The sequence below is a fragment of the Agrobacterium sp. FDAARGOS_525 genome (assembly GCF_003938925.1).
GTDB lineage: Bacteria > Pseudomonadota > Alphaproteobacteria > Rhizobiales > Rhizobiaceae > Agrobacterium > Agrobacterium pusense.
In genome coordinates, this window is sequence record NZ_RKIU01000002.1 from 130,210 (window position 1) to 153,511 (window position 23,302).

Sequence of the window (23,302 nt, forward strand, 5' to 3'; positions counted from 1 at the left end):
TTACGATCCCGCCCCAGCTAAGAAATCTACAAGCTCAGCGGCAGCGAACATGCCGGCGAGGCTTCCACCAACCCGCAGAAGCGCGCCCCAGGACCAGAAGCCAAATGCCGCTGCAAGGAACATTCCGATGAACGCGATCGCCCCGACGGAGCGGCCGAATGCGCCAGTGAAGAACTGTACCAGTCTGTCGGCAGCATTCTCCAGGGCATCGAGGCTCTGCGCTGCCGCCGGCTCGTATTGACTGACGAACAGCACCGAGGCGGCAAGCAGCACCATCGCGGCATGGCCGGCCCACTTGCGCTTGACCAGGGAGCGGCAGGTGACGCTGCCAACAAGAATTGCCATGACCACTATGTTCATTGAAGTACCTCTTCCTTGACTATTTTGACCGGACCGCCGAGTTGCGCCGCGTTCAACGGCTGTGGGAGGCGGCTGTCGGACGCGAGCGGGCTTGCAGCTGAGAAAACAAGCATCGGGGACCTTGCCCGGTCGGCCGGGCCTGATCGGCGGTGCTTATTGGATTGAGAGTCAGGTGTCGGAGCACGTGTAGGGGGCTGGGAGCTTGCCGGCTTGCCGGTGTAGTAGCCGACAACACGCGTCACATAGTCCGCGGTTTCGCGGATCAGCGGCAGGGATTGATGCGCATCAACGCGGGGTTCTCCGGCATTGTATGCGGAGGCGATCAGCACAGGGTTGCTATACTTGTCGATGAGCACCCGCAGGAAACGCGTGCCTGCACGAATGTTCGGTCCGGGATCGGTGAGGTCATGGACGCCAAAGGCCTCGCCGATGTCAGGCATGACCTGCATCAGACCGATGGCGCCGGCCGGACTGACAAATGCGGGATTGAACTGCGCGTTTTCCGCGCGCATGATCGAGAGTACCCAGTTCGGATCGACCTCCTCCTCAACCGCAATTTCCACCGCAAGGGCCGCGTAATCTTCAGGTACGCCGGAAAGCAGGTCGGGACGGGCTTGCGTCCTTGTGCGATCGGAAGGCGTTTGGGGTTCGATGGCCGGATTGGCAGACGGATGAACGGCGTTTGCGTCAGACGAGAAGACACTGATGGGAGAGAGCACGGCGCGGTCGCGCCGTGCTCTCATGCTGCCGGCCGCTTCTCCCGGTAGCTTTGGCGTACTGTCGTCAAGTTCAGTCGCTGGATCTGCAACAAATGACAGATTTGCGGGAACTGCGTTGGTATTGGCCTCTCCCCAAAAACGCTCATTGAAACTGGTGAGGTCGATGCTTGGCGGTGGTTGTGGGTCAGCGTCAACGGCGAGTGCTGACAGCGCACCGGGCTCACTTGAGATTCCGCCCGCGAACCGGAAGGACCAATCGGCATGGTCATGGTTCTCGCCGATCTTGAACGGGTCGCTCTCGGCGGACGTTGCGGCAAGACATGTCGCCAGGAGCACAGACGTTACCGCAGGCCAGACTGCTATTTGTAACACTCTGGGTCGCGGTCTCATCACAGAAGAAAGCGGGCTGTCATCCATTCCGAACCAGTCCATAACTTGTACTTCAATACAAGTTATGGACTGCAATCCGCGCCGGAAATCAACTGAAAAATATAACTGGAGTACAAGTTTTATCCCGAAGGTCGATATCGTCTTGAAAAATATTCCACAAAATCAATCGTGTAAGCGCGACCAACGATCCGGCTTCCATCGATACTCGATCTGGTCTCGATCGCCCAGGATGCGCGCCAAACGAACAGCGGTTCCACCCTTGACCAGCACCGAACCGGCATCGGCACCTGACTGCCCGTGAGAGATTCGGCATGTGAAATTGGGTAGTTCCCGTTGAACTCTCGAAACCGGCCAGCAGGCAGTGATCTGATAGCGAGAACCATCGAGGTTCGTCGCGAGGTCACGTGAGACCTGCTGTACCGGGCCGAGACGATGGCGCCCGAACTGTGTACCGTAGTCAAGTTGGCACTCGACGATATTGCTGGGATAGTGCCGGCAAGCGGTCAAACTAAGATAGGCATACGGTGCTGGCGGCAGCGGGCGTGAAGACTGGGCGTGCTGCCCGCATGCGGCCAATGGAATTGTTATGGCCAACGGCCAAAACAGCGTTTTGATGATTCGCACGGCGTAGCTCCTAAATCTGCTGCTGATATCCGGCATGTTCGAGGGCTTCGAGAAAGAGGTCCCGGGCAAGACCACAATAGGGCGACGAAGGCTGCGCCAGGTGCAGTTGGGTTAACACCAACCCGAGCGTTCCAATGGTGGCTGTCACCTCCATGAGATCATCATTGAGGCCATCGCGAAGCAATTCGTGGCCCTCTTGGCCTTTGACCACAAACGCATAGTCGTTTCGCGCAACACTGTGCCAAAGTTCAAGCGTGCCGGTTTCGCCGCTCTGGGTTTCGGTGTCGCAGATGAGCATCATCGCGTAGTCTGGAAGACGAAGGTCGCATTCCTCGATCGAGGTTCCACCACTAAACTCCGTGAGCGACACCGCAGATGAGAACAGTAGCAAACGTTCGTTGACCAGAAGCCGCCGTTGTCCGAGGCGCACAAAGCCGTTCATGACGCCCGAACGAATAACTTTTGGCGCGAGACTTTCCTCGCAGTGCTCGCAGACCTGCACCAACTGATCGTTCCTGAAAGAAAACGTGTTGTGGAAACGACCGAGAAGGAAGCGCTCGATATTGTCGGTGCGACCGCCGAGCGACTCGACGAATGCGAACGCACCAAACCGCGTCCAGGCTTGCTTGACATCACTCTCAGCCGATAGCCCTGCGATGCTTACCAGGCTGGATGGACCGGCCACGATTCCCGCGGTCCGCGTCTCCACACCGCAATGCGGGCAATCAATGCTGACTGGCACCCTGTACCATTCCTTCGTCAGAAGCGATCGGTGGCTTGTCAGTGGGAAACCCGCCTTGCTATTTTACTGGAAGAACTCGCAGAGATCAGTGCATAGCCGACGCTCGTCGCCTTGCTGCAAGAAAGAAATGTCATCGAACATGCTGAGAATACAGCGACAAAACTTGCACTTCAATACAAGTTTGTAGCAGTCATAATCGAAACGCTCAAGATGGGGAAGTCAGGTTTGGTGGTGGAACCGGCCCAAAGCAATCCGGTCGTGTTCCACTGAGATTCGCGGGTGTTGCGCCGACCGCCTTGGGGCTGGAGAATTACCGTTCGGACACATCCTCGACAGTTGCGCTTTCCGGCTAACGAGGCTCGCCCGACGGAGTTCGCCGGACGTCAATGTCTCGACCTTAAGCCCAAGCTGTACAGCAAATTCAAACGGCAGCAGAAACATTCCTTCCAGAACACTGGGTCGTTTCAGGTCGAACAGAACTAACGCATCGGAAACCAAAACGGACACCGTTCAAGCCGCCACCTGGTCCAGCCTCCGGTCGAGTTCGCGAACGGAAATACCAAGCAGTTCAGCAGCCCGCGTTTCGCCGATAACGCCCTCAGCTAGGGCGCGGAAGCACAGGCGCTCGAAGCGCCTGGGCTCTTCTACTTCAGGAGCCAAGCTTTCCGGCTCCTCATAGGGCGCATCGCGCCATCCTCTTTCTGAAAAGATCTTGAAGAGTCGTGTGCAAGCAGCCTGACTGATGATGCCGAGATCCTGACAACGGTATGCAAGCGCCTGGACGCTCACACCGAAACGTTTCTTCAAAGCAACCTGTAGAAAAGTAGGGACCTTCGAGACATCCTGTTTTTGACTTTCGATCACAAGGATAATCGCGATGATGACATTCCGACGGGAAGTTTCACATAAGCTGCGCGTTCTTCAACATGCCGACCGTCACGGTGACGTTTCGCAAACCTGCCGCTATTTCGGTATTGGCAGAGCCAGCTTTTATCGATGGAAATCGGCTTTCGAGCGCTTTGGCGAGGCCGGGCTTGAGAACCGATCCTGCGCACCAAAAAATCCCGCTAACCAGAAGCCTGCAGAAATCATCGAGAAAGTCTTGCATCTGCGCACCAGATATCATCTCGGCCCGATGCGCATTTCCTGGTATATGAGCAGGTACCATGCCATCACCATCTCCGACGCCTGCATCTATCGAATTCTGAAGCGGAACGGGCTCAGTCGGCTTCCCGGCGGTACACGTGTCAGGAAAATCCATACTCAGAGATACGAGCAGCGTGTGCCGGGGCATCAGATACAGGTCGATGTAAAATTCCTGAAATTTGAAGGCGTTGACGGCAAGATCGTCAAGCGTTTCCAATACACGGCAATCGACGATGCAACCCGCATCAGAGCCTTGAAGGTCTATGATCGCCACACCCAGGCCAACGCGATAGACTTCATCGACACCGTAATCGCCAAATTCCCGTTCCGCATTCGCGAAGTGCGCACCGATAATGGGCACGAGTTCCAGGCCAAATTCCACTGGCACGTCGAAGACCAGGGCATTCGGCACGCCTATATCAAGCCAGCGTCGCCCCAACTAAACGGGAAAGTCGAACGGTCACACCGTACCGATGATCAAGAATTTTATCAGCTTATGTCATACAAAGATGACACCGACCTCGTTCAAAAGCTTAGCGAATGGGAGAGGTTCTACAACCTTGCAAGGCCGCATGGCGCTTTCAATGGCAAGGCACCTTACGAAATCCTACGCGAACGCCTATAATCAACACCAGGATGTCTCATCGCCCTTCAGAAGATTACAGTGCGATAATCATAACGTGCCCTGGATCGCCGCAACCGAAACGGACTATGGGATCGAGCGAGATAACGCCCCACCGTTGATCGCCGATGACGCTGATGTCAGCGTGATTGCCAACCATGCGTCCAGGTTCATTCTGGATATTCTCACGCGCGAGCAAAGTGTCTTTCCTTGCTCTGCCTACGCGATCGGACTGGTGGCCGAATGGATTTTCCGTGCGCCCTTTGATACCTGGCCAATCGATCTTCGGCAGGAAGGTGACTGGGGTGGTACCCAGGAACTGGCTTCATCCGAAGAGCTCAAAGAGCTCCTTGCATCGCTGTTTCCGAAGGTGAATGCGTGATCAGGATCACACTCTCCAGGCAGATCCGTGATCGCATGAAGTTACCGTTGAGACGAGCCGGATTGCGTGAAATCGGCGGCATTCTCATGGGACAGGAGATTGCAAGCGGCCATTTCTCCGTTCTAGACTTCTCGGTGGACGAAGCGTCAGGAGCCAATGCCCACTTTGTGCGTGATGCTGATCATCACCGCCATGCGCTGGATGCGTTTTTCGACCGAACAGGTCACAATTATCAAGCATTCAACTACTTGGGCGAATGGCATTCCCATCCAAGTTTCTCGGTTCGGCCAAGCCTCACTGACGTGCGCTCCATGCAGGAACTGGTTGATGGTGAAAGAGATATCGGTTTTGCCGTGCTCCTGATTGTGAAGCTTGGGTTCTGGGGCCGTTTCAATGCATCAGCGAGCCTGCACCGGCGTGCACTCCCGCCTGAAATGATCGACCTGCGCGCAAATTGAGGGGCATCGCGATGAACTGGAATACACTAGATTTTGTTGTTCGATCTTTGGTCTCGTGGTTCGTGCGAGCCCGTCATGCTGAAAGCTGGATTTTCCGCGGAGCCGTTGCGGTCTTGGTTGCAATCCACGGGGTAAACTGGGTCTTCAAATATTCCGGTACCATCGGAGGTGAGCCCGGATCGATAGAGTTCGGGACGGCAGGTGCTGTGCCCGATAGTATTCTCTGGATCATCACGGTCGTCTGCATCACCCTTATGCTGGGATCGGCCGTGTGGGCCTGGATACGTTATGCGAAGGAGCAACAGCGTCTTGCGCGAAAAAAAGTCTTTGTCATCGAGGGGAGAGGTTTGCGCGATGATGATGGATCATCGCTCAAATCCGCCGTACCCGAAAGCATCACGGGCACGCGTATCGACTACATGCTCGATCTGCGGCAGCGCAAGGATGGTATGATCGTCGAGCCGGAAGATCTCCTTCCACCTGTTGCCGCAATGAAAACCTGGGTCCATCAGGCGCAGAAGGGCAACGAACGTAGCGACCTGACAACAGTCTATGGCGGCCTGACGGCCGTCCCATTGACCTTTTTGACCGGTCTGCTTCTGGACGACGAAGGCGATATTGTCGTCATGGATTGGGATCGGGTTGCAAGCCGTTGGCGCCTGCTTGACGGTCAAGACGATGCATCGCGTTTTGAAATTACCGGTTTGGAACAGGTCGGGGCACAGCGGGAAGTCGTTCTCGCGATCTCGGCTTCGTATATGGTGAAAACCGAGGATCTCGCAACGACGTTTAACTGCCCGATTGTCAGGATGACATTGCCTGACCTGCAATCATCTCATTGGTCTCAGGCGAGGCAGTCAGCGCTGGCCGATCAGTTCCTCGGCGTCTTGAAACAGCTCGATGCAAAAGGCGTGGAGCAAGTCCATCTGGTTCTGGCAGCCCAGAACAGTGTCGTGTTCAATCTCGCTCGTCGATATGACAAGCGAAATCTACCGAGGGTCGCTGTCTATCAGTTTGAACGTTCCCAGGAACGGCGATACCCGTGGGGAATCGAGATGCCTGTTGCCGGGGTAAATGTTGCCCATGTGATTCAGACGGATGAAGGCGCTGCGAGATTTCCGGAACGAACGTAAGGGTGAGCCTCGAGGACAGCTGGGATATGGCGAACGCCTGAGCGTATGGTGCATTTGAGAAGTGTTAGCTCATTTTCGGACCGGGCACTGATCTCAAGGCCAACCTCCATCAGGAGCCGGTCGAGTTTCGCGCGGGGATCAACAGTCTCGTGGTCCCGATGCAAGACGTGATGGAAATGGACCGCTTGCCCATCATTCGAGCGTTCAGCAATCGCCAGCGTGACCGCTTGAAACTTTTGTTCTTTGAACGGTGTTGTATCGCAACCGATGCTATGGTGGTTCAGCCTGCAACAGCCGTGGATGCGCATCGAAAATCGCAGACGTCCCGTTGCTCGCCGACAAGCTTGTCCGAAGCCAGTACCCTGGCTTTTGCCTGTTTGTTTTCTTCGGCACATCTTTTCCAGAAGCGAGTATCACGTAATGGGACAAGGTTGCCATGTGTCGGGTTTTTGCATATATTCAGTGTCGGGTTTTTGTAACGGGAAGCCGATCATGGATCAGACATTGAAGCAACGGATCAGGACAAGAGTTAGCCGGACGAAGAAGACCGACGTCTTCATTCCGCGCGATTTTGCTGACCTGAGCGGCGACGATCAGGTTCTTCGGGCCCTGAGAGCATTGGTAAAGGATGGCGCACTCATACGCCTGGGCTATGGTGTCTATGCCCGGGCCGTACGGTCACGGCTGTCGGGGCGGGTTATGGTCTCCAGTTCAAACGGGTTTCACGGTGCTGCCCTCCAGGCCCTGAACAAACTCGGGGTCCCTTGGGAGCAAGGTGACAGCACCCAGGCCTATAATAGGGGGCAGTCCACCCAAGTCCCGGTTAATCTTACCGTCAAGGTCGGGAAACGTTTCAGCCGCCGGCTATCCGACGGCCGTACGGAGCTTCGCGTTGAGCGATAAGCCGGACCTGCAGACGCTGCTCGAGGTGCAGGACTACTTCGCCCTGCCCTCGACGGCCCTCGTCGAAAAGGACTGGTTCGTCGTGCGTGCCCTCGCGGCGATCCACGACGTAGAGGTCGACGGACTGACGTTGGCTTTCGGTGGCGGGACGGCGCTCGGCCGGGCATATCGTCTGCTCGAACGCATGTCAGAAGACATAGACTTGCGCATCGTAGGGGAAAATGCAGGTGAGCGCGGGTCCCTCAAGCGTATGAGACGTGCGGTAAGCAAACGTCTGCAAGACGCCGGCTTCACGGTCGAGGGCCACGTGCGGGTACTCCAGAACGGCTCTTATGTGCGATACGACCTGCCCTACGAGCCGATCGCCAAGGGCGAGGGTGTCCTACGCCCGGAGATCAAGATCGAAATCGCGGCATTTCCGATCTGCACGGCCCCGGAGTTGTGTTCGGTCACCTCATTCGTCGGAGAAGCCACCGGTCGGCCGGCCGAGGCCAACGATGTTAAATGCGTTCGTCTGGTGGAAACGGCTGCCGACAAGTTCGTCGCGCTCGGGCGCCGGGCAGGTTTTGCTTTTGCCGGGCACGAGCCGCTAGACCATACGCTGGTCCGTCATGTCTATGACATTTCACGCATGGATGGTACGTACGACCTTGATACAGCAGTTGCGATTGCATTGGATACCATGGTGACCGAGTCAAAAAGTGACCGGGCGGACAAATATCCGGACTACAAGTCAGATCCTCGCGCTGAGACGCTCAAGACGTTCGAGATAATGGCGACGCATGCTGAATTCGCTGCGCACTACGAAAAGCTCATGGGCGACATGGTATACGGCGCGCGGCCAAGTTTCGCGGAGGCCTTCACCGTTGTAGAACGCTTTGCGCAGAAAGTCCGCGAAGCCTAAGGGCGGTTTCGCCGATGAAGACTGGAACATTGACCGGAAACGCAGACCCCATCGACAGCCGCCCTGCTAGGCCGGTGTTGCTAACGGGTCACCCGACCTAAAATGGCAGCAATAGGGTCGCAAGCTACCTGACAAGCCTGTCCCCGTTGATGCTTGATTGCGATTCTTGAGGCTTGCGCAGTTTCACGAGGCTGATACCGACAAAGCTGCATCGAGCGACCTGCGCCCACTGCGCGCAAGCCAGGACCTGAAAGTCAGCAGGTCGGGGTTGATTTCGCGCATGAGTTCCAGATCGACCTGCTCGGCGAGCGGCCCGTCTTCCAGACTCTCCGCCATATGGGCGAGATCAGCGTTTGCAGCCAGAACATCTTCCGGAAACCGTTCGTAGGCTATCGGACGACCAATTGCTTCGCGGAGTATGACCGCAAGCTCGCGCTCGGTCAGGCGGTCGCTGGCGATCTTAAGTGTTGCGCCGCCAAAGCGGGACTTGTCGGCAAGCACGGCAGCGACAAACCTGCCGATGTCTTCCACGGCGGTAAGCTGAATGGAATGGTCGGATCGGATCAGGGACACCAGCCGGCCCTCATCCAGACCGAAGCCAGGTCGCACCAGCATTTCCATGAAAATCATCGGCCGGATGATGGTCGTAGTCATGTCGAGCTGTCGAATATGGGCTTCGATACGAGGCTTGGCGTCGAAACGCGGAACGCCTGTCAGTTCATTCCCCACGCTGGCGCCTGAGGAATAAACAAAATGGTTGACGCCGGTTTCAGCAGCGATATCCGCAATCGATATACCATGACGGACTTCGTCTTCGGCAGCCAGGCTGGCTGGCAGTACGCTAAAGACACCGTAAGCGTCTTTCATCGCTGTGCGGACTACTTTGGTCTCTTCAAATGAACCCTGCACAAGCTCGACACCTGAATTCCGCAATTGCAGCGATGCAGCTTTGGTGGAGTCCGGAACGAGTGCGCGAACAGGCCATCCCGCCTTCAACAAGGCTTTGGCGACAGATCCGCCTTGCCTTCCGGTAGCGCCGAAAACCAGAATGGGGTGCTTGCTATTGGTCACTTGAAACCCTCGCGTTAAAACAAGGGCCATCTATATATACGAATGTAATTCTGCCGGAAGACGGCACATTTTTCAGCATCAGGCACAAGGACGATACCCTTGGATATACAGATCGATGCCGGTCCATCGCGCGGATCAGAAAACGACAGACACTTCAGACCCATACCGTCAAACGGGGTCTGCAGCCTGCTGAGTGACAAATGGACTCTGCCAGTTCTTTGGCGTCTTTCTGTCGCGGAAGATCATCGGCTCCGCTTTTCGACATTGAGAAAAGAGGTCGGTGAGATCACCCAGCGCATGCTGACGCTCACGCTGCGAAATCTCGAGCGCGACGGATTTGTTGTACGTCACTATTTTCCCGAAGTGCCGCCGCGTGTCGAATACGAACTGACAGAGATCGCCCATGGAGCTTTGCGCGCCCTCGACGGATTTAACTTCTGGGTCCACGACAATCTGGACACCATCAAGGCGCGCCGGAGCACTTACGACCGGGCAGAGTCTTAGATCAGATCCCCGAGAAGAGCTGAGGTGGAGAGGCCGCTCCAGGTAACCGTTTCGCCAGGCCCGCTTTCCGCGTTATTGGTTCCGCGCTCAACGGCTACGTTCAAGGTCGCAAGCCCCATTTTGTGATCTGTTGTTGTCGATCGTGCCCACGGGGATGTTTGGGCCTGTCGTATCAAAACGACGGTTCGCTCATTGACCTATTTGCCGATTGGAGCATTCGCCGGTTTGCACAATGACAGAACAACCAGTTGGCGGACTCACCTCTTCGCCCAACCGGTGTTTCACCGCTTCACCGCTTCACCGTTTCACCGTTTCACCGCTTCGCGTCTTCGCTGATTCACCGATTCTCCGGTTGGCCTGAACACCGATTCGCTCATTCACCGACTTGCCCAATCACGGATTCGCCTGGTCGCGCATCCGCCGGTTCACCGCGTTACCTATTCGGTGAATATGCATTGTGTCATTTCGCCGATACGCTTCTTTGCCGATCTGCCGATGTACCTATTCAGCCAAGCACCGAGCCACTCATTCGCTTATTTGCCGATGCACTCACTCGGCGAAGCACTCATTAACACCATCGCTCAGCCGCGGATTCGCTGAACCACCCGCCCACTTATTCGCTTATTCACTTAACCGCACAATCGCCGATCACCGGAATTACGGGATATCTTCAGCCGGATGAAGGCTCCGGGAACCCCTCAAAACAGGCGGAACCGCCCTCCTCACTTCCGGCCGTACATCGATCGCTCGCGCCCGTCGTTTTTGCCCAACTCTGGCAAAAATTGCAGATCACGGAGATGCCCGGTCGCCCAGGCGACCATCGCCCCTGGGGCGAAACGGCTATTGGTATACCAATAGCCTATCCTGCCATCTCTCACCACCATGTCCAGCCCACGTGCCCGACCCGCCAATGCTGTTGCGAGTCGTCAGACGATGCAACAGCGATCACAGGTGTATCGCCTGTGATCCGCGGAGGAGGAATAGCGCGTGGGCCGGACATGGTGGTGAGAGATGCTGAAGTGAGCCGCCGTCGGGAGCAGTCGGGATGCCCGTGACCGCAGGGAGCGGACATCGATGACATGCGAACGACTGGGCGGCGAACGCACCGCAGGAGAGGAGGATCGTCTGGAGCGGATGCCCGAAGCATGAGGGCGCAGCGCAGGACGATCCTCCTCTCCGTATTGTTTGGGGAAGTCGCGGCAGCGTCCGTTTACCGGCCCGGGAGGCCGGGCGGGGCCTGCCCCGCACCGCAGGGAGAGGGGAGTTTGAGGGGAGAGGCGGCAAGTCTCGCCCCTCAAGACCGCGCGCAGGCTCGATGCCGGCAAGCGGTCAGGACCACGCGGAAAAGACGAGAGGCGACCGTGCCGCCTCTCGTCTTCATATCAGTCGGTCCCCAGTTCGCGGATCACGGCGGCGACAGGCCAGTCGCCGAAATGGGTCCGGCGCTGGGCAACGAGGATGTCGACGGCCGTCTCATTGGCTTCGATGGCTCGGATTGCCTCATCCATATCGTCATAGGGGCCGAGATTTTCGACCGGCTCATAGTCGCCATAGTCTTCGTCCCAGCTGCCGGCAATGTATTGCGGCGCGTTTTTGACACGGATCAGTGCCCGTTCTGCCTCGCGGATGAGACGGAACCCCTCGGTGCGCTGCCGCCAGTATTCCGGGCTTCCACCATCGATGTATTTGATCTTGCGCTGTGTCATAGGAAGTCTCCTTTCGTTTTCTGACGGAAGGAGTCCGCACGATAGCCGCGAGGGGTCAGGGATCGCGGAACGCGGCCGCCGGAGGCGGCAAGCGGGGGAGCCGATTTTCTGACGACGCCCAAAGGCGGCGCCTGAAAATTGGGGGAACCGCGCAGTCCTTGACGCCGGAGTGGCGGGTGCAAAATGGGAAGTCAGAGAAGAAGAGCCCACGGCGCCAGGGGCGCCGTGTCCGTGTTGAGGGAGAGTGTGAGAGGGCTAGGCCCTCTTGCCGCCGGGCGGGCCGGTCGATCCGGACCACCCGGCGAAGGTGCGATGACAGACCCATCCGTCGGGTCCTTAGCGCGTCGTATCGGGTGAGCGGGGACGGGATTGCCGCCCCCTTCTGTCGCCCTCACACCGTGGCGATGACGGCCGGATTGGCGGCCTTCAGCGTGGCGGTAAAACCGCTGACGCGGCTGCCGAATACATGCGGTCCGCTGATTGCCTCGAAAGTCGGTGACAGGACCGGGAACCGGATCGTCAGGATGGCGGCAAAATCCTCGATGGGCCGCTGCGGTGAAACGGTTTCGCCAAACTGGTCGGTACCGACGATCAGGAGATTGCCGGCCAGCGGACTTGCATAATCCGCCACCTCGGTGAAGCATGGGATCTCGTCCATCAGCCCGTTGTCGTCAACGATGATGCAATGGTTCCGGTCGATCCTCACCATGTCGATGAGGTTGCATCCGATATGACGGCGAATGTCGGCAAGGCTGTTTGCCGGATCGATCGTCACCATACGGATGCTGCGGGTTTCGACTTCGACAAGATAGGCGTTGAGGGTCATTTTGAAGCTCCTTCGGTTCGCGAAGCGAAGGGCCTTTCGTCAGGAAGCAGGCCCCGCTCCTGCTTCCCGAGCGCGCGCGGAGCGGCGGGTGAGAGGGGGGCAAGGCGCAGGCGCCGGAGGGGGATCACCCGTCCTGCACAAGCCGGCGCGGAAGGACGGGGAGACCGGCGACTGGACCTTGCTGGGGAGAGAGGGCGGCGCCCTCTTTTCCCGATCAGACCGGAATGGATCGCCAAAGGCGATTTCCGTCGGCGCAGCCGAGGGAGAGGATCGTCACCGGCATCGGCGGAGACCGCTTGCGGGCTCCGTTCGCGCAGCGAATAGAGCCGTCCGCGTAGCGGCTCGCCCTCAATCCCCTTTCACTCCGCAAATATTCGGATAAGGCGGGAAACGAAACAGATTGCGAGGAACGGCAGGCATTGAAGAAGATCGTCAAGCTCGATGACGAGCGAAGCAAACGAACCGACAAGCGGAAACCAGCCGCCACGGCTGAACGAAGACCGCCGAAACGGCCGAGGTGGAAACGCAGCCGTATCCGACCCAGCAGCATCGTATTGGCGACCATCATCGCTTTGGTGGTGTTTGGCGGTTATCTTGTCGCAACGCAGGACATCATCGTTGATCTCGGGCCGCCGATGTCTGCACGGGCAAACGCTCCGGTTTCGGTTCGCTTCGATATCTGTCCGAATGGACCGCATCGCGACTGCGTGGTCGACGGCGACACGTTCTGGCTTGGTGATCAGAAGATCAGGATTGCGGATATCGACACGCCGGAACTCAGCCCGCCGCGGTGTGAGGCGGAGAGGATCAAGGGCGAGGCGGCGAAGACACGTTTGCTCGACCTCCTCAATGACGGGGCATTCTCGCTTGTGGCGGGTGATCGGGACGAGGACAGGTATGGCCGGAAGTTGCGCAGGGTTGTCCGCGACGGGCAGTCCATCGGCGACATTCTGGTTGCTGAAGGTCTGGCGCGGCGCTGGGACGGCGCACGGCATCCCTGGTGCGATTGATCCATCACCGAGATGAATCGGTCGGGCCTGACCGATTCAAATCTCTGGTTGGACGCAGAATCGGCAATCGACGATTCTGTCGTCATGATTGCCCAGCCCTATCAGCTTTATATCGAACGCAGGGACGTCTCGATGAACATGGCTCGTTATTATGCCATGGATATCTCGGAGACCCTGTTTGGAGAGACCCGGCTGACGCGCCGCTGGGGACGCATCGGCGCGCGCGGCCAGTCGAAGGCGCATATCTTCCAGCGTGAAGAGGAGGCGGTGCTGCTGTTTCTCGATCTCGTTCGCCAGAAGCGGACACGCGGCTATCGCCCGGCGGGACGTCAGGTGGAACGAGGCCCGCGCGAGCAGGCCTCGACTGGTGCCTTATCGGCGCCGGTCCCAGTCCGTCTCGAAGGCGATCTCGATCTCGACGAAGAACGGGATCTTGATTGCGAGCTTGAGGCCGAGTTTGCCTTTGCGGAAGAAATGGCCGGCGACTTTGCCGAGTGCGCGCAGCCGGCGACCGGTGGCGGTGAGGAATTGGGCGAGTTGGCGCATGATGTTTACTCCTTTCGATAACGTGTCATTGCGGGGATAGGCCGCGGCCCGGAAAGGCGTGCTGCACCCGAAAGGGCCGCAGCGTATGCGGAGGACCTGCCGGCGACGGAATTTTGAAGCGCGAGGAGCCGAAGGCGGGGAAAACTCCGTTGCCGGCAGGTTGCAGTGCAACGACCGGGCTGCAACATCCCCGATGCCGATGACAGGGGATCTAAAGGAACGACGCGGCAACCTTCCCGATCTCTTCCGGTGGGATGCAGGCTGCGGTATTGGTGTGGTCGGTGGCGAAGCGAAGCGTCGGGCCCTGGCCGCCGGTCGATCCGGCGGGCTGGGCCGGCAACTGCGGCAGAAGCCTCCGTCAGAACGGAGGCTCCGAGGAATGGCTGCCGTCCTGTTCGGCAAGCGCGGCGGCCAGCTCAGCCTGGGCGAGTTCGAGCTCGGCCTTGATCTGGCGGCGCTCTGCGGCATCGACTACGGCCCGCATCTCGGCGCGCAACTCTTCAACCTGGATTTCGAGGGCATAGGTCATCGTCGTCTCCTTGACGTCTGTGAAAGACGGGGACCAGCGGCGTGAGGGGATGGCGGGGTCAAGGATCGCGGCACGCGACCGGCGAAGCCGGCGTATGGGGGAGCCGATTTGCGGAACCTGCCCGGCAGGGCGGGCGGAGCAAATTGGGGGAACCATGCGTCCTTGAGGCCGTCATTTCCGAACGGCACAATGGGACGATCTGAGCAGACCCCACCTCTCCGTATGGCACCGGAAAGAAGCAGGCGGGTTCGATACCCGCCTGCTTCTTCATCGTATCGGGAGAGACCTGACCTGTTCGTCGGCCTTGTCCATTGGACGGGGGTAGATGGCCCGCCGGGCCTCAGGGACACCCGAAGACGCATAATTCCTGTGGTTTTCGCGCCTTTTCGGTCGAATGCGGATGTTTCGCACTTATCGTTGCGGCATCTTCAAGATCATACCGGAAGGTGTGAAACACGAGGAGCTGTTATATCATGACCACGACCAATGAAATTGCTGACAAGATCGCGTCCGAGCAGAACCTTAGCAAGGTGCAGGCCAAGGCGATTGTGGAGAGAGTCTTCCGGCAGATTACCGAGGCGGCGCTGGCCGGTGCGGAGACGTCCATTCCGAGCTTTGGCAAATTCAAGCTGAAGGAAACACCGGAGCGCGAGGGGCGCAACCCGGCAACCGGGGCGACGATCAAGATCGCGGCCGCGAAGAAGCTGGCGTTTACGCCGGGCAAGGCCGTAAAGGACGCACTCAACGCCTGAGGCATCCCATGACAATGACAAAGCCGGATCCTGGCTCGCTGCCCGGCTCCGGCTTTGTTGCTTTTTGCGAACGACCCCGCCTCGCGGCGGGGCCATTCGTGGATCCCGGTCATGCGGCCTCGCGGTTCGGGCGGGACCAGACGAGGACGTAGTCGCCTTCTTTTTCGGCCGGCCACAGGGCGGCGTTGATCGGGGCGTTGAAGCTCGGATCGTCGAGCTTGAGGGAGATGTAGGGCTCGCCGTTCGCCGAGACCGAGTTCCAGCCGGCTCCCACTTCGGCGGCGCCAGAGGTGACGCGGAAGTCCGGGGCGTCGCGGGAGACGCGCTCGATGGGATTGAGGCGGGCCTTCATTGCGACGGTTAGAGTGCGAACGTTGCCGACGATGGTGTTGCCGTTGGTGGTGAATTCGCCGATGACTGCCATGACTTGGTTCCTTTCGTGTGATCGGGCTGCGCCCATCGCTGCCTCGATGACGGTGTAAGGACCGGGAGCGATCGGTACTGCACCCCTTCAGGGGCCGGAACGCAGTGGAGGGCGGCTGGAGCGGGCTATTTTGTTTCGCGATGCAAAGCCCGGCCTGCCGGGCGGCGGAAAATAGTCCGGGCCGGTCGTTGCGGTCGGCCGATCGAGCCGCAGGCGTCTTGCGGTCACACCAGTTCCATCGAGGTCTGCGTGGGTGCACCGGTGTCCAGGGCGGAGGAACCTGGCAGGGCGCGGGGTCTCGGCGGTCCCCTGCTTCAAACGAACCCTTTCGGTGGCACGGACGTTCGTGATCGGCCGCATGCTGGCGCTTTCGTCCGGCGACGACTTTTTCCGGGACGGTGGGTTTTCCGCCTGCCCCTCCCGTTGCGTTTGAGGCAGCGCACGGATGGACTTCACCGACGCACGGCACAGCTCATCTCATCCCTGTGATGCGTCAGCGGCGGCACCTGATATCTGCCGTCGGCAACCCTGCCGAAAGGGATGAAGACCGCCTTGTCCGGTTCACCGCCGATCAGAACGCCGGGTGTCATGTCCAGGGGCGCCATTGCCGACTTCCGCCTCTGAGGCACGGGTTGCGCTCGCCCGATCGCGCCGGGCTCCTGTCAGACGCGCGATCCGATAGAGATGCCCGGCATAGACGGCAACGGCTTTCCAGTAGACCGCCATCGGCGCCTTGTTCTGTCGCCAGCTCCGTTCGGCGCGTTCCCGCGCGTCAAACGACAGTTCCCGCAGAAGCTCTGCCAGAACCGCACGCGCTTCCGGTGGCAGAGATCGCATTTTTTGCGCCGCGGGCAGTTGCAGAAGAGGGTTGCGCACTTCGGCGCTGGAGGATCGATCAGACACCGCACATCCCCTCGCATTCATTCGGCCACAGATCGAGCTGACCGTGGTCGGCGGCCGTCGACAGGTCCGCCCGATCGAGCGGCACGCCCGAGCGATGGAGAAAGACCTGCCCGCGAATGCCGCGCAATCCGCTGCGAATGGCGCGGTCGACCTCGACCGCATCGATCCAGGCATCGGTGTCGTGATCGCGCATGAAGCGCCAGCGTGCATCATCATGGAAGGGGCACCCGATGCAGGCGGATTTCGGGGGCTCGGGATAGTCATGGCGGCGCAGCCACGCAAGGCAATCGCGTCGGCTCATGCGCTGTTCGATGAGCGGCCATCGGTTGATTTGCCATGCCTCCCGACTTGGTTTCATTCTGACGACTTCATCAAGGCTGATGCCGATCCATTGTTCCACAACCGGTGCGTCGGGAGACCGCCGGCGGGTGAGCCCGGCAAGCTCGCGGACCTTCCTGCGGATCGGAACGATCTTGTAGTCGGAGGTGCATTGGCGTCGGATCATGCCAATCGAGATTGTCTCGGTTCTGGTCTGGCGTGTGCCGACGGTGACAATTTCGCCCTCCTCATCTTCATCGAGGATCGGCACACGGGAACCGACTGGCGTTACCGTGCGGGTGAAGGCGGGAATGGAGGCCCAGCGGTTGCCAGCGCCTGCCTCCATGAGCTGGTTGCGGATGTTTCCGTTCGAGACGATATGGACCGGGAATGGCAGGACATTGGATGACATCAGCCATGCGAGATGATCATAGACGGCCTTCGGTTCCCATCCGGTGTCTGCGAAGATGGCGCAATCGGGCATCGGACCGATCTCTCCATGGGCCGCCATCAGGGCCATAGTGGTCGATTGCACGCCAGCACCGAGGCTGAGCGCCCGCAGCCGGATTTCAGAGGATCCGGTGACCTGGTTCGGGACAAGCGGAGAATACGCCATCAGCCCGCCTCCCCGTTCTGGTCGACGAGCCACCGGCGCAGGGCGCGTCGCATGAAACCGATGGATTCATTGATCTCCGTGATCCGGGCGTCACCGGCGACATAGCCGCCTTTACAAAACAGATCGACAAGGTGCCGCATGACGTCGAGATAGAGATGCCCGCCGGCGAGCGCGACGTCGCAAAAGGCAAATTTCCGATGCTCGGTGAGCGAAGCGATGTGCATTCCCGGATGTTCGCCAGACGGCATGACGCGGGCATGAGACGTCGGTCGCGGCCAGCGTGTTCCGAGATCGCCCCTCTTCATCGCAGCGACCATAGTTTCCGTCATACGGGCATCGTAGATTTCGATCGGCATGTCTGCAGCGCGGAAGCCGAGATGGGCGGAGAGAAAGGCGACTTGCGCCTTCTCCCTTCGCGGATCGACCGTGCGCAGCGTCCGCCAGAGCGGGCCATCGTAGCGGTCGATGGCCGGCATGTATCGGGGATCGTTGCGTTTGGTCGCCGAGCACGCCAGGATGAGCAATCTCGTGCACGGGAGGGCCATCACGCAGCCTCCCTGTGTTCAGCACCGTTCGGCTGCAAGCCATGCAGATAGGCGGTGGCGCGTTGCGCATGGGCCGCTGCCTGGAAGATTGCGCGCTTATCTTCACCCAATACCTTCAACCATGAGTGGAGGTAGCTTGCATGGTCGGGCCGTGGTTCGAGCTCGGGCGAAATTCCCACGTCCGCGGCTAAAAAAACGCTGCCCAGCTCGGCAATTAGCTCTTCGCGGCTACGCTCCGATCTGTCCTTGGCATAGCGGCTGAGGTCGCGTCCGACCCGCTCCGGACTTGCCGTCCAATGGGTTGCCTCGTGACTCAAGGTTGCATAGTAGCTGGCCGCATCCTTGAACGTCTCGAAGGGGGGCATCTGGATGTAGTCCATGACCGGCGAATAATAGGCCTGGCTACCGCCATGCCGGATAAGGGCCCCGGTGCGGCGAAAGAACCGGTCAACCTGTTCGAGGCGCTCGACGGGATCGATCTGCACGACCGGATGATGGTAATAATGGTCGGGCAGACCGTCGATCTGTTCGACATTGAATACGCTGTAGGCCTTCAGGAACGGGATCTCCCGATCGACCTCGCCGCCCTTTCCATCGTCCTCGGACTTTGTGAAGCGGCTGGCGAAGACGACGGTGGAACCGGTCTCGCCCTTGCGCACGGCAGCATCCAGCTGCAAGGCCTGTTTGAACGTCATCCAGGTCTGTGAGGCAAAGCCTCGCGCGATACCCTCCGACCACAACAGGAGGACGTTCATGCCGGAATAGGGCTGTCCGTTGTGGCGCAGCGGCCGGGTAACCCGACCAGCGGCGTTGGCGGAACTCCAGGGTTTCATCCACGGCCGGACGCCTTTTTCCAGATCGGCGATGATCCGGTCGGTGATCCGTGAATAGATATCGCTTCGATCGCTGTGCTCTTTCCTGCTCATTTTCCTTTGCCCTCCAATCAGGAGGCCGCGCCATTGCGGCCTCGTCGCGGAGGGACTAGGGCAGGAGCTGTCAGGCGGTGAGCTGCACCGGAACGGCCGGAACGCAGTGGAGGACGGCGCAGCCGTTGCGGCTTGCCGCCGGCTCCTGCAGGACCGACAGCAAGGACGGGGCCGCATTGCAGCGACCGTTCAAAGCCTCTTGGCCATCGATGCGCTCACGGCAGGGGCAGACCCACACTGGTCCTCACCCGAAGACGACAAAGGGGTGGCGCGCTGGACGGAGATGGATAGGGTCAATCCTGTTGGGTACCGCCGATATCGATATCGGGTGTGCCGCCGGCCATATCGGCCTGCAATTTTCTTTGGCGGCGAATTTCGGTCACGCGCAGTTGCGCTGCCATTCTGTCGTCGGCACTGACCGGCGATGTCGGACGTCCGGCAATATCATGGCGCATGGCATCCGGCTGGGCGCAGGCCAGCAGGTAGTTTTTTGCAGCCGCATAGGCGGCGACAGCACGCCGAAGACGGATCCTGGCAATTCCAGGCTGAAGTCTGCCGCTGAATTGCTCGAAGATGCCGATCTCGAATGGTAAGATCGGATCGGTTTCCTGCTGCGGAAGGATTGCCGCGGGTTCGGTCAGCAACTCGTTGATGGCAGCGGCTTTTTTGAGATCATTGGCACTGGCAGGAACCGGGCCTTGCGAGGTGACCCAGGGCTTCATCTTGGACGTTTGTTCGTTGTTCATGTGATCCCCTTCGATAACGCCGTCCATGGGGATATAGTGACAAACTGCGACGGTTAAACGGCTGCCGGCGAAGCTGGCCGAAAGCGGGCACCGCTATAGGCACAAAAAAAGCGGGGCCGAAGCCCCGCCATCTTGCGGATCAGTCGAATGCCGCCATCTGTGCCGCGGCAGCCTTGCGGTCGAGATTTTGGCCGGGATTTTCGACCGGGCGGTCGAACGGCTTCCAGCTTTCACCAACCACCTGTTCATAGGCCGCGACGGCCCCTTCGGCTGCCATCCGCAGGGCGTGGGACTGTATCGCCATGTCCGCGGCAAACTCGCGTTTGCGCTGGGCGGCGCTATCGTAGCCGACCGGTCCATCGAGGTCCTCGTCGCGGGCGTCGTTGGCCGCCTTGGCCGTTGCATCGCGAGCCTCGGTGACGGCGCGGCTGTAAAACTGTCCCGCACCATGAGCGGACCCGACATAGGCGCCAACGACACGCTGGAGATGGATCTGCATCGCCCGCTCGCCCAGGCCCTCGGAAAGGCTGTCTGCGGTTTCGATAATCAGCCGCTCATGCAGATCGCGGATGCCGCCGCTATCGACCACGGCGGTCCCGAAACTCTCCGCGATCAGCAGTGCCTGTGCGGTATCGGGGCAAGTGAGCCGAACCATTTCGAGGGTGGCTCCCTTGCGGAGCTGGACGACGCGTGCCGACGGACGGGGCGACTGACGGGAGGGGGTAGCGGGCTTTGCCATGAGGGTTTCCTCTTCGGGTTTTCCTCCGGGGACCCGAAGCGGCCCCTTGCCGCTCCGTCCCTCGGGTGCGGTCTGGAAAAGCCGGCGGAATGACGGTTGCTTCAGGGTCCGGGGCGGCCATGACGAGCGTCATCGGCCTGCGGCCAAGCGGGGTGCAGCCCTGCGCGGGACGCGGGATGGTGATGTGAGACAGGCTGTTCCGGCCGCCGCGCGGCGCGATAGCGGCCTTGAAGCAGACGGCCGCCGGTTTAGACCGCAACACAACCGAGGGGCGGAGCGGCAAGGGGTTTAAGGCATCATTGGAAACGCGTGGTGGGATACCCGCCCGACAATGACGCGCCCTCACCACAATTGGCGATCACCGTGTCAGCACCCCGGGTCCCCTTCGCAAGACCGTCCCTGCGAGGTGCTCACGCAACCCTGCGGCCGGCCTCTTCGCCGAGTTTTCGACGCAGCGTGTCGATCGCCTGCTCCTGACGAGCCAGTTTGCCGGCGAGCCCATCGAGTTCAAGACGCCGCTCGAATTGAAGCCGATCGAGATGTGCCTGAAGCAGCATCTGGTCGTTTCGGCACCACCGCGTACCCGACCGCTTGCGGGATGAGTGTCTCGCCTTTGCCTTCTGTGTGATCGTAATGCGTTCGGCGCGGCATGCGATCTGCCGATGAACGAGATCGAGGTGCCGGCGGGTGTCCCGATGGGCTGCCTCCATTCGCTTCAACAGCACGCGAGGATTGACGGGTTTCATCCGGCCGTCCTCCGCGCCTTCCAGCCCACGAAGCTCGACGAACCGTCGTAGAGTTGATGACGGCCCGGATCGATGACGAAACCGAGCGGGTTCCGGGTGCCATATTCGGGACTTGGCACAAGATAGCGCCGCTCCCCGGCAGAAAGGTCGCGTTTCCCGCCGAGCGTGGCGATCACTTCGGTCATGCCTTGATGCTGGTCGGAAAGGATGGCGGAAATGACCACCCAATCGTCTGCATGCGCGGTGTCGAAAAGCCTGCGGGCCTTTTCCCAGGATTCGGCAGGATCCAGCACGCAGCCGTTGATTGTTTCCCACGCATCCGGCCAGCTATTGCGGATCGTATTTCCGGCGATCCGGCGCTCGTAGCTGGTGAATAGCTCCGGGAAAGTCACGGCGACGATCGCCCATTCGGCATCTTCTTCGTACCACGGGGTCTCCTTGCGAAGCGAAGGATGGATTCGCAGATTGCGTTCCATCGACAGGTGAAATCCGCCGTGACCGGCCGTCATGTGTGACGTCACACCCTCGGCATAGACCGTCGCCATTTGCGAGGCGCCCCATGGGGTGCTGCAGGCGATCCGCCTCTCGACACGGTCAAGACCTGCAAGCTCGCGACGGTGTTCGGCCGTCTCGAACACGCGATCGCGGAATGCCGCCTCGTCGTCCAGCCGGCGTTCGTGACCGTAAAAATCGGCTCGTGTCATCTCCGCGAGTGGCCGGTACACACGCCAGGCACTGGCAAGGAAAACGCCGCCATCAACCAACGGCAGCATCGCGAGCGTGATATCGCCGATCCGGGCGACCGGGAAATCATCAGCACTGCGCGCGAACTCGACCCCTGAATTTTGGGGGGTCATTGCATCATGGGCGTTGGCTTGCCTGTTCATGCCACCCTCCCCTCGATCCGGTCAGCGGCAACCTCATCCGCGGTGACCTCGCGCAACATCGTATTGCTGAAGCCACAGCTCCGTACCCAGATCTCGGCATGGGCTTGATCGGCCGCAAGATGCAGGAGTTCAGCATCCTCGGCATCACCGTCAAGAATACGGATGGAGCCGACCTGAGGCCGTTCAAGCACGGCGAAAGTGAGCACGCTGCCGACGGAAAACATCCTGAAGTCGGCGCCGATGATGGCACCGAGATCGTCGATACCGTCCGTGGCAACCTTGAAACTTGCGGGAATGCGAGACTGTGCCATGACAGTACGGCTGCGTTTACGCACCAGCCGTCCAACCGCATTGTCGCGTTTCCATCCGGCAAGCGTGTGAATTCTGTCCTCGGACGGGCGAGGATTGCCGTCCGACCAGGAAATGACGGCGCCGATCGGCGCAAGGTCGAAGATCATGAGTGCGGACATCTATGTCCTCCTTCTCGATAAGGGAATTGAACACGAAAGCGCCGCCGGACAGGCCGGCGGCGGTAGATGATTTCGATGTACAAAGGGAATGGCGGCTTATGCGGCGGCCTTGTCCTCGGACGGGCTTTCCTGGCTGCGCGTTACCTCTTCCAGCACGGCGTGCGGATGCCGGTGGCGGGCGAGCCATTCTTCCGCCGCGGGATGATCGGCAGCGACATGAACGAGCTCCGCGCCCTCGCCGGCGCGATCGAAGATGCGGACCGAACCGATCGCCGGACGCTCCACCACGGTGAAACTCAGGGAGCAGGCGCCAACATCGAAGGTGCGATAGACACGCAGCACGATGGTGCCCTTGCTGCCATGGTCGCCTTCATGGATGGTGAAGCAGTCAGGCGCGGTGTAGCTGCCACGGGTCTGGCTGGGCTGCTTGCGGATCAGGCGGCCGGAGCTGTTTCTGGTCCTCCAGGCAGCGAGTTTTTTCTTATGGCGCTCCGGCGGCTTGGGCGTTCCATCAGACCAGGACACGATGGATCCGATCGGAACGAGCGTGAAAACGAGAGAGGCGGACATGAGATTTCTCCTGTGGATTTGAGGGGCTGGAAACAAAACCGCCGCCGGTGATGAGCCGGCGGCGGGTGACGATCTGGATGAGAGC

30 protein-coding genes and 1 pseudogene are annotated in these 23,302 nt (G+C 59.7%); 11 read left to right on the forward strand and 20 right to left on the reverse strand.

The window, feature by feature from the left end:
- From EGT36_RS00765 to EGT36_RS00785, 5 genes are all read right to left on the reverse strand, one after another.
- Positions 1–360 carry a TrbC/VirB2 family protein gene (locus EGT36_RS00765; protein ID WP_051517880.1) on the reverse strand — a complete coding sequence of 120 codons (360 nt, stop codon included), beginning with the start codon at positions 358–360 and terminating at the stop codon, positions 1–3.
- Positions 357–1,496, reverse strand: a complete 1,140-nt coding sequence (locus tag EGT36_RS00770) for a lytic transglycosylase domain-containing protein (RefSeq protein ID WP_036588784.1) — start codon at positions 1,494–1,496, stop codon at positions 357–359. Before EGT36_RS00770 ends, EGT36_RS00765 begins: the two co-directional genes overlap by 4 nt.
- A 135-nt stretch (positions 1,497–1,631) precedes the next feature.
- Positions 1,632–2,093 (reverse strand): hypothetical protein, encoded by a 462-nt coding sequence (locus EGT36_RS00775; RefSeq protein WP_125269948.1) that lies wholly within the window; start codon positions 2,091–2,093, stop codon positions 1,632–1,634.
- 10 nt (positions 2,094–2,103) lie between these two features.
- Positions 2,104–2,835 (reverse strand): hypothetical protein, encoded by a 732-nt coding sequence (locus tag EGT36_RS00780; RefSeq protein WP_234797305.1) that lies wholly within the window; start codon positions 2,833–2,835, stop codon positions 2,104–2,106.
- A 510-nt stretch (positions 2,836–3,345) separates the two neighbouring features.
- A complete protein-coding gene (locus tag EGT36_RS00785; protein ID WP_279875485.1) occupies positions 3,346–3,699 on the reverse strand; it encodes an ImmA/IrrE family metallo-endopeptidase in 354 nt (117 codons plus the stop codon).
- Positions 3,700–3,712: 13 nt separating this feature from the next.
- Between EGT36_RS00785 and EGT36_RS00790 the strand changes: the two genes are divergently transcribed.
- The 7 genes from EGT36_RS00790 to EGT36_RS00820 all read left to right on the forward strand — a co-directional run bounded on the left by EGT36_RS00790 (position 3,713) and on the right by EGT36_RS00820 (position 8,383).
- Positions 3,713–4,606 carry an IS481 family transposase gene (locus tag EGT36_RS00790; protein WP_125269949.1) on the forward strand — a complete coding sequence of 298 codons (894 nt, stop codon included), beginning with the start codon at positions 3,713–3,715 and terminating at the stop codon, positions 4,604–4,606.
- Positions 4,607–4,661: 55 nt separating this feature from the next.
- Positions 4,662–4,985: a hypothetical protein gene (locus EGT36_RS00795; protein WP_125269950.1), complete on the forward strand. Its 324-nt coding sequence runs from the start codon at positions 4,662–4,664 to the stop codon at positions 4,983–4,985.
- Positions 4,982–5,443 carry a Mov34/MPN/PAD-1 family protein gene (locus EGT36_RS00800; RefSeq protein WP_107341216.1) on the forward strand — a complete coding sequence of 154 codons (462 nt, stop codon included), beginning with the start codon at positions 4,982–4,984 and terminating at the stop codon, positions 5,441–5,443. The genes EGT36_RS00795 and EGT36_RS00800 overlap by 4 nt, the downstream gene beginning before the upstream one ends.
- Positions 5,444–5,454: 11 nt before the next feature.
- Positions 5,455–6,576, forward strand: coding sequence for an SAVED domain-containing protein (locus EGT36_RS00805; protein WP_072492868.1), 1,122 nt, complete (start codon positions 5,455–5,457; stop codon positions 6,574–6,576).
- Between the two features lie 71 nt (positions 6,577–6,647).
- A complete protein-coding gene (tnpB, locus tag EGT36_RS31295; protein WP_107341217.1) occupies positions 6,648–7,055 on the forward strand; it encodes an IS66 family insertion sequence element accessory protein TnpB in 408 nt (135 codons plus the stop codon).
- A gap of 13 nt (positions 7,056–7,068) precedes the next feature.
- Entirely contained in the window at positions 7,069–7,479 is a 411-nt protein-coding gene (locus EGT36_RS00815; protein WP_036589581.1) for a DUF6088 family protein, read from the forward strand.
- Complete coding sequence (locus EGT36_RS00820) at positions 7,469–8,383, forward strand: nucleotidyl transferase AbiEii/AbiGii toxin family protein (RefSeq protein ID WP_036589577.1); 915 nt, start codon at positions 7,469–7,471, stop codon at positions 8,381–8,383. Before EGT36_RS00815 ends, EGT36_RS00820 begins: the two co-directional genes overlap by 11 nt.
- 183 nt (positions 8,384–8,566) lie before the next feature.
- Here the strand turns inward: EGT36_RS00820 and EGT36_RS00825 are convergent, their stop codons facing one another.
- Positions 8,567–9,454 carry an NmrA/HSCARG family protein gene (locus EGT36_RS00825; RefSeq protein ID WP_125269951.1) on the reverse strand — a complete coding sequence of 296 codons (888 nt, stop codon included), beginning with the start codon at positions 9,452–9,454 and terminating at the stop codon, positions 8,567–8,569.
- A 99-nt stretch (positions 9,455–9,553) separates the two neighbouring features.
- On the opposite strand from EGT36_RS00825, the gene EGT36_RS00830 reads away from it, so the two are divergent.
- Positions 9,554–9,958, forward strand: coding sequence for a winged helix-turn-helix transcriptional regulator (locus EGT36_RS00830; protein ID WP_036589573.1), 405 nt, complete (start codon positions 9,554–9,556; stop codon positions 9,956–9,958).
- Between the two features lie 1,382 nt (positions 9,959–11,340).
- Here the strand turns inward: EGT36_RS00830 and EGT36_RS00835 are convergent.
- Together EGT36_RS00835 and EGT36_RS00840 are read right to left on the reverse strand one after the other, a co-directional pair.
- Positions 11,341–11,664 (reverse strand): hypothetical protein, encoded by a 324-nt coding sequence (locus EGT36_RS00835; protein WP_011982970.1) that lies wholly within the window; start codon positions 11,662–11,664, stop codon positions 11,341–11,343.
- Between the two features lie 391 nt (positions 11,665–12,055).
- Positions 12,056–12,490: a DUF3846 domain-containing protein gene (locus EGT36_RS00840; protein WP_011982969.1), complete on the reverse strand. Its 435-nt coding sequence runs from the start codon at positions 12,488–12,490 to the stop codon at positions 12,056–12,058.
- 578 nt (positions 12,491–13,068) lie between these two features.
- On the opposite strand from EGT36_RS00840, the gene EGT36_RS00845 reads away from it, so the two are divergent.
- Positions 13,069–13,500, forward strand: coding sequence for a thermonuclease family protein (locus tag EGT36_RS00845; protein ID WP_373366461.1), 432 nt, complete (start codon positions 13,069–13,071; stop codon positions 13,498–13,500).
- A 156-nt stretch (positions 13,501–13,656) separates the two neighbouring features.
- Positions 13,657–13,770: pseudogene (locus tag EGT36_RS31495) on the forward strand (WGR domain-containing protein); the annotation flags it as partial.
- Between the two features lie 634 nt (positions 13,771–14,404).
- On the opposite strand, the gene EGT36_RS30385 reads toward EGT36_RS31495, so the two are convergent.
- Positions 14,405–14,575, reverse strand: a complete 171-nt coding sequence (locus EGT36_RS30385; protein WP_011982966.1) for a hypothetical protein — start codon at positions 14,573–14,575, stop codon at positions 14,405–14,407.
- 473 nt (positions 14,576–15,048) lie between these two features.
- Between EGT36_RS30385 and EGT36_RS00860 the strand changes: the two genes are divergently transcribed.
- The gene (locus tag EGT36_RS00860; protein WP_125269953.1) at positions 15,049–15,327 is read left to right on the forward strand and encodes an HU family DNA-binding protein; all 279 of its coding nucleotides are present in this window, start codon (positions 15,049–15,051) and stop codon (positions 15,325–15,327) included.
- Between the two features lie 109 nt (positions 15,328–15,436).
- Here EGT36_RS00860 and EGT36_RS00865 read toward each other — a convergent pair whose 3' ends face one another.
- The 11 genes from EGT36_RS00865 to EGT36_RS00915 form a co-directional block, all read right to left on the reverse strand.
- The gene (locus EGT36_RS00865) at positions 15,437–15,751 is read right to left on the reverse strand and encodes a DUF736 domain-containing protein (RefSeq protein ID WP_035226669.1); all 315 of its coding nucleotides are present in this window, start codon (positions 15,749–15,751) and stop codon (positions 15,437–15,439) included.
- A 561-nt stretch (positions 15,752–16,312) separates the two neighbouring features.
- Entirely contained in the window at positions 16,313–16,654 is a 342-nt protein-coding gene (locus EGT36_RS00870; RefSeq protein ID WP_198650704.1) for a hypothetical protein, read from the reverse strand.
- Positions 16,647–17,588: a hypothetical protein gene (locus EGT36_RS00875; protein ID WP_125269954.1), complete on the reverse strand. Its 942-nt coding sequence runs from the start codon at positions 17,586–17,588 to the stop codon at positions 16,647–16,649. The genes EGT36_RS00870 and EGT36_RS00875 overlap by 8 nt, the downstream gene beginning before the upstream one ends.
- On the reverse strand, positions 17,588–18,133 hold the full coding sequence (locus EGT36_RS00880) for a hypothetical protein (RefSeq protein ID WP_011982962.1): 546 nt from the start codon (positions 18,131–18,133) through the stop codon (positions 17,588–17,590). The genes EGT36_RS00875 and EGT36_RS00880 overlap by 1 nt, the downstream gene beginning before the upstream one ends.
- On the reverse strand, positions 18,133–19,059 hold the full coding sequence (locus EGT36_RS00885; protein ID WP_062653237.1) for an ArdC family protein: 927 nt from the start codon (positions 19,057–19,059) through the stop codon (positions 18,133–18,135). Before EGT36_RS00885 ends, EGT36_RS00880 begins: the two co-directional genes overlap by 1 nt.
- 293 nt (positions 19,060–19,352) lie before the next feature.
- A complete protein-coding gene (locus tag EGT36_RS00890) occupies positions 19,353–19,805 on the reverse strand; it encodes a ProQ/FinO family protein (RefSeq protein WP_051796481.1) in 453 nt (150 codons plus the stop codon).
- 139 nt (positions 19,806–19,944) lie between these two features.
- Complete coding sequence (locus tag EGT36_RS00895) at positions 19,945–20,544, reverse strand: hypothetical protein (RefSeq protein ID WP_011982959.1); 600 nt, start codon at positions 20,542–20,544, stop codon at positions 19,945–19,947.
- Between the two features lie 410 nt (positions 20,545–20,954).
- Entirely contained in the window at positions 20,955–21,290 is a 336-nt protein-coding gene (locus EGT36_RS00900) for a hypothetical protein (protein ID WP_011982958.1), read from the reverse strand.
- Complete coding sequence (locus tag EGT36_RS00905; RefSeq protein WP_011982957.1) at positions 21,287–22,177, reverse strand: DUF7007 domain-containing protein; 891 nt, start codon at positions 22,175–22,177, stop codon at positions 21,287–21,289. The genes EGT36_RS00900 and EGT36_RS00905 overlap by 4 nt, the downstream gene beginning before the upstream one ends.
- On the reverse strand, positions 22,174–22,647 hold the full coding sequence (locus EGT36_RS00910; protein ID WP_011982956.1) for a UCP036055 family protein: 474 nt from the start codon (positions 22,645–22,647) through the stop codon (positions 22,174–22,176). Before EGT36_RS00910 ends, EGT36_RS00905 begins: the two co-directional genes overlap by 4 nt.
- 96 nt (positions 22,648–22,743) lie before the next feature.
- Positions 22,744–23,217 (reverse strand): UCP036055 family protein, encoded by a 474-nt coding sequence (locus EGT36_RS00915; RefSeq protein ID WP_011982955.1) that lies wholly within the window; start codon positions 23,215–23,217, stop codon positions 22,744–22,746.
- Positions 23,218–23,302 lie beyond the last annotated feature (85 nt).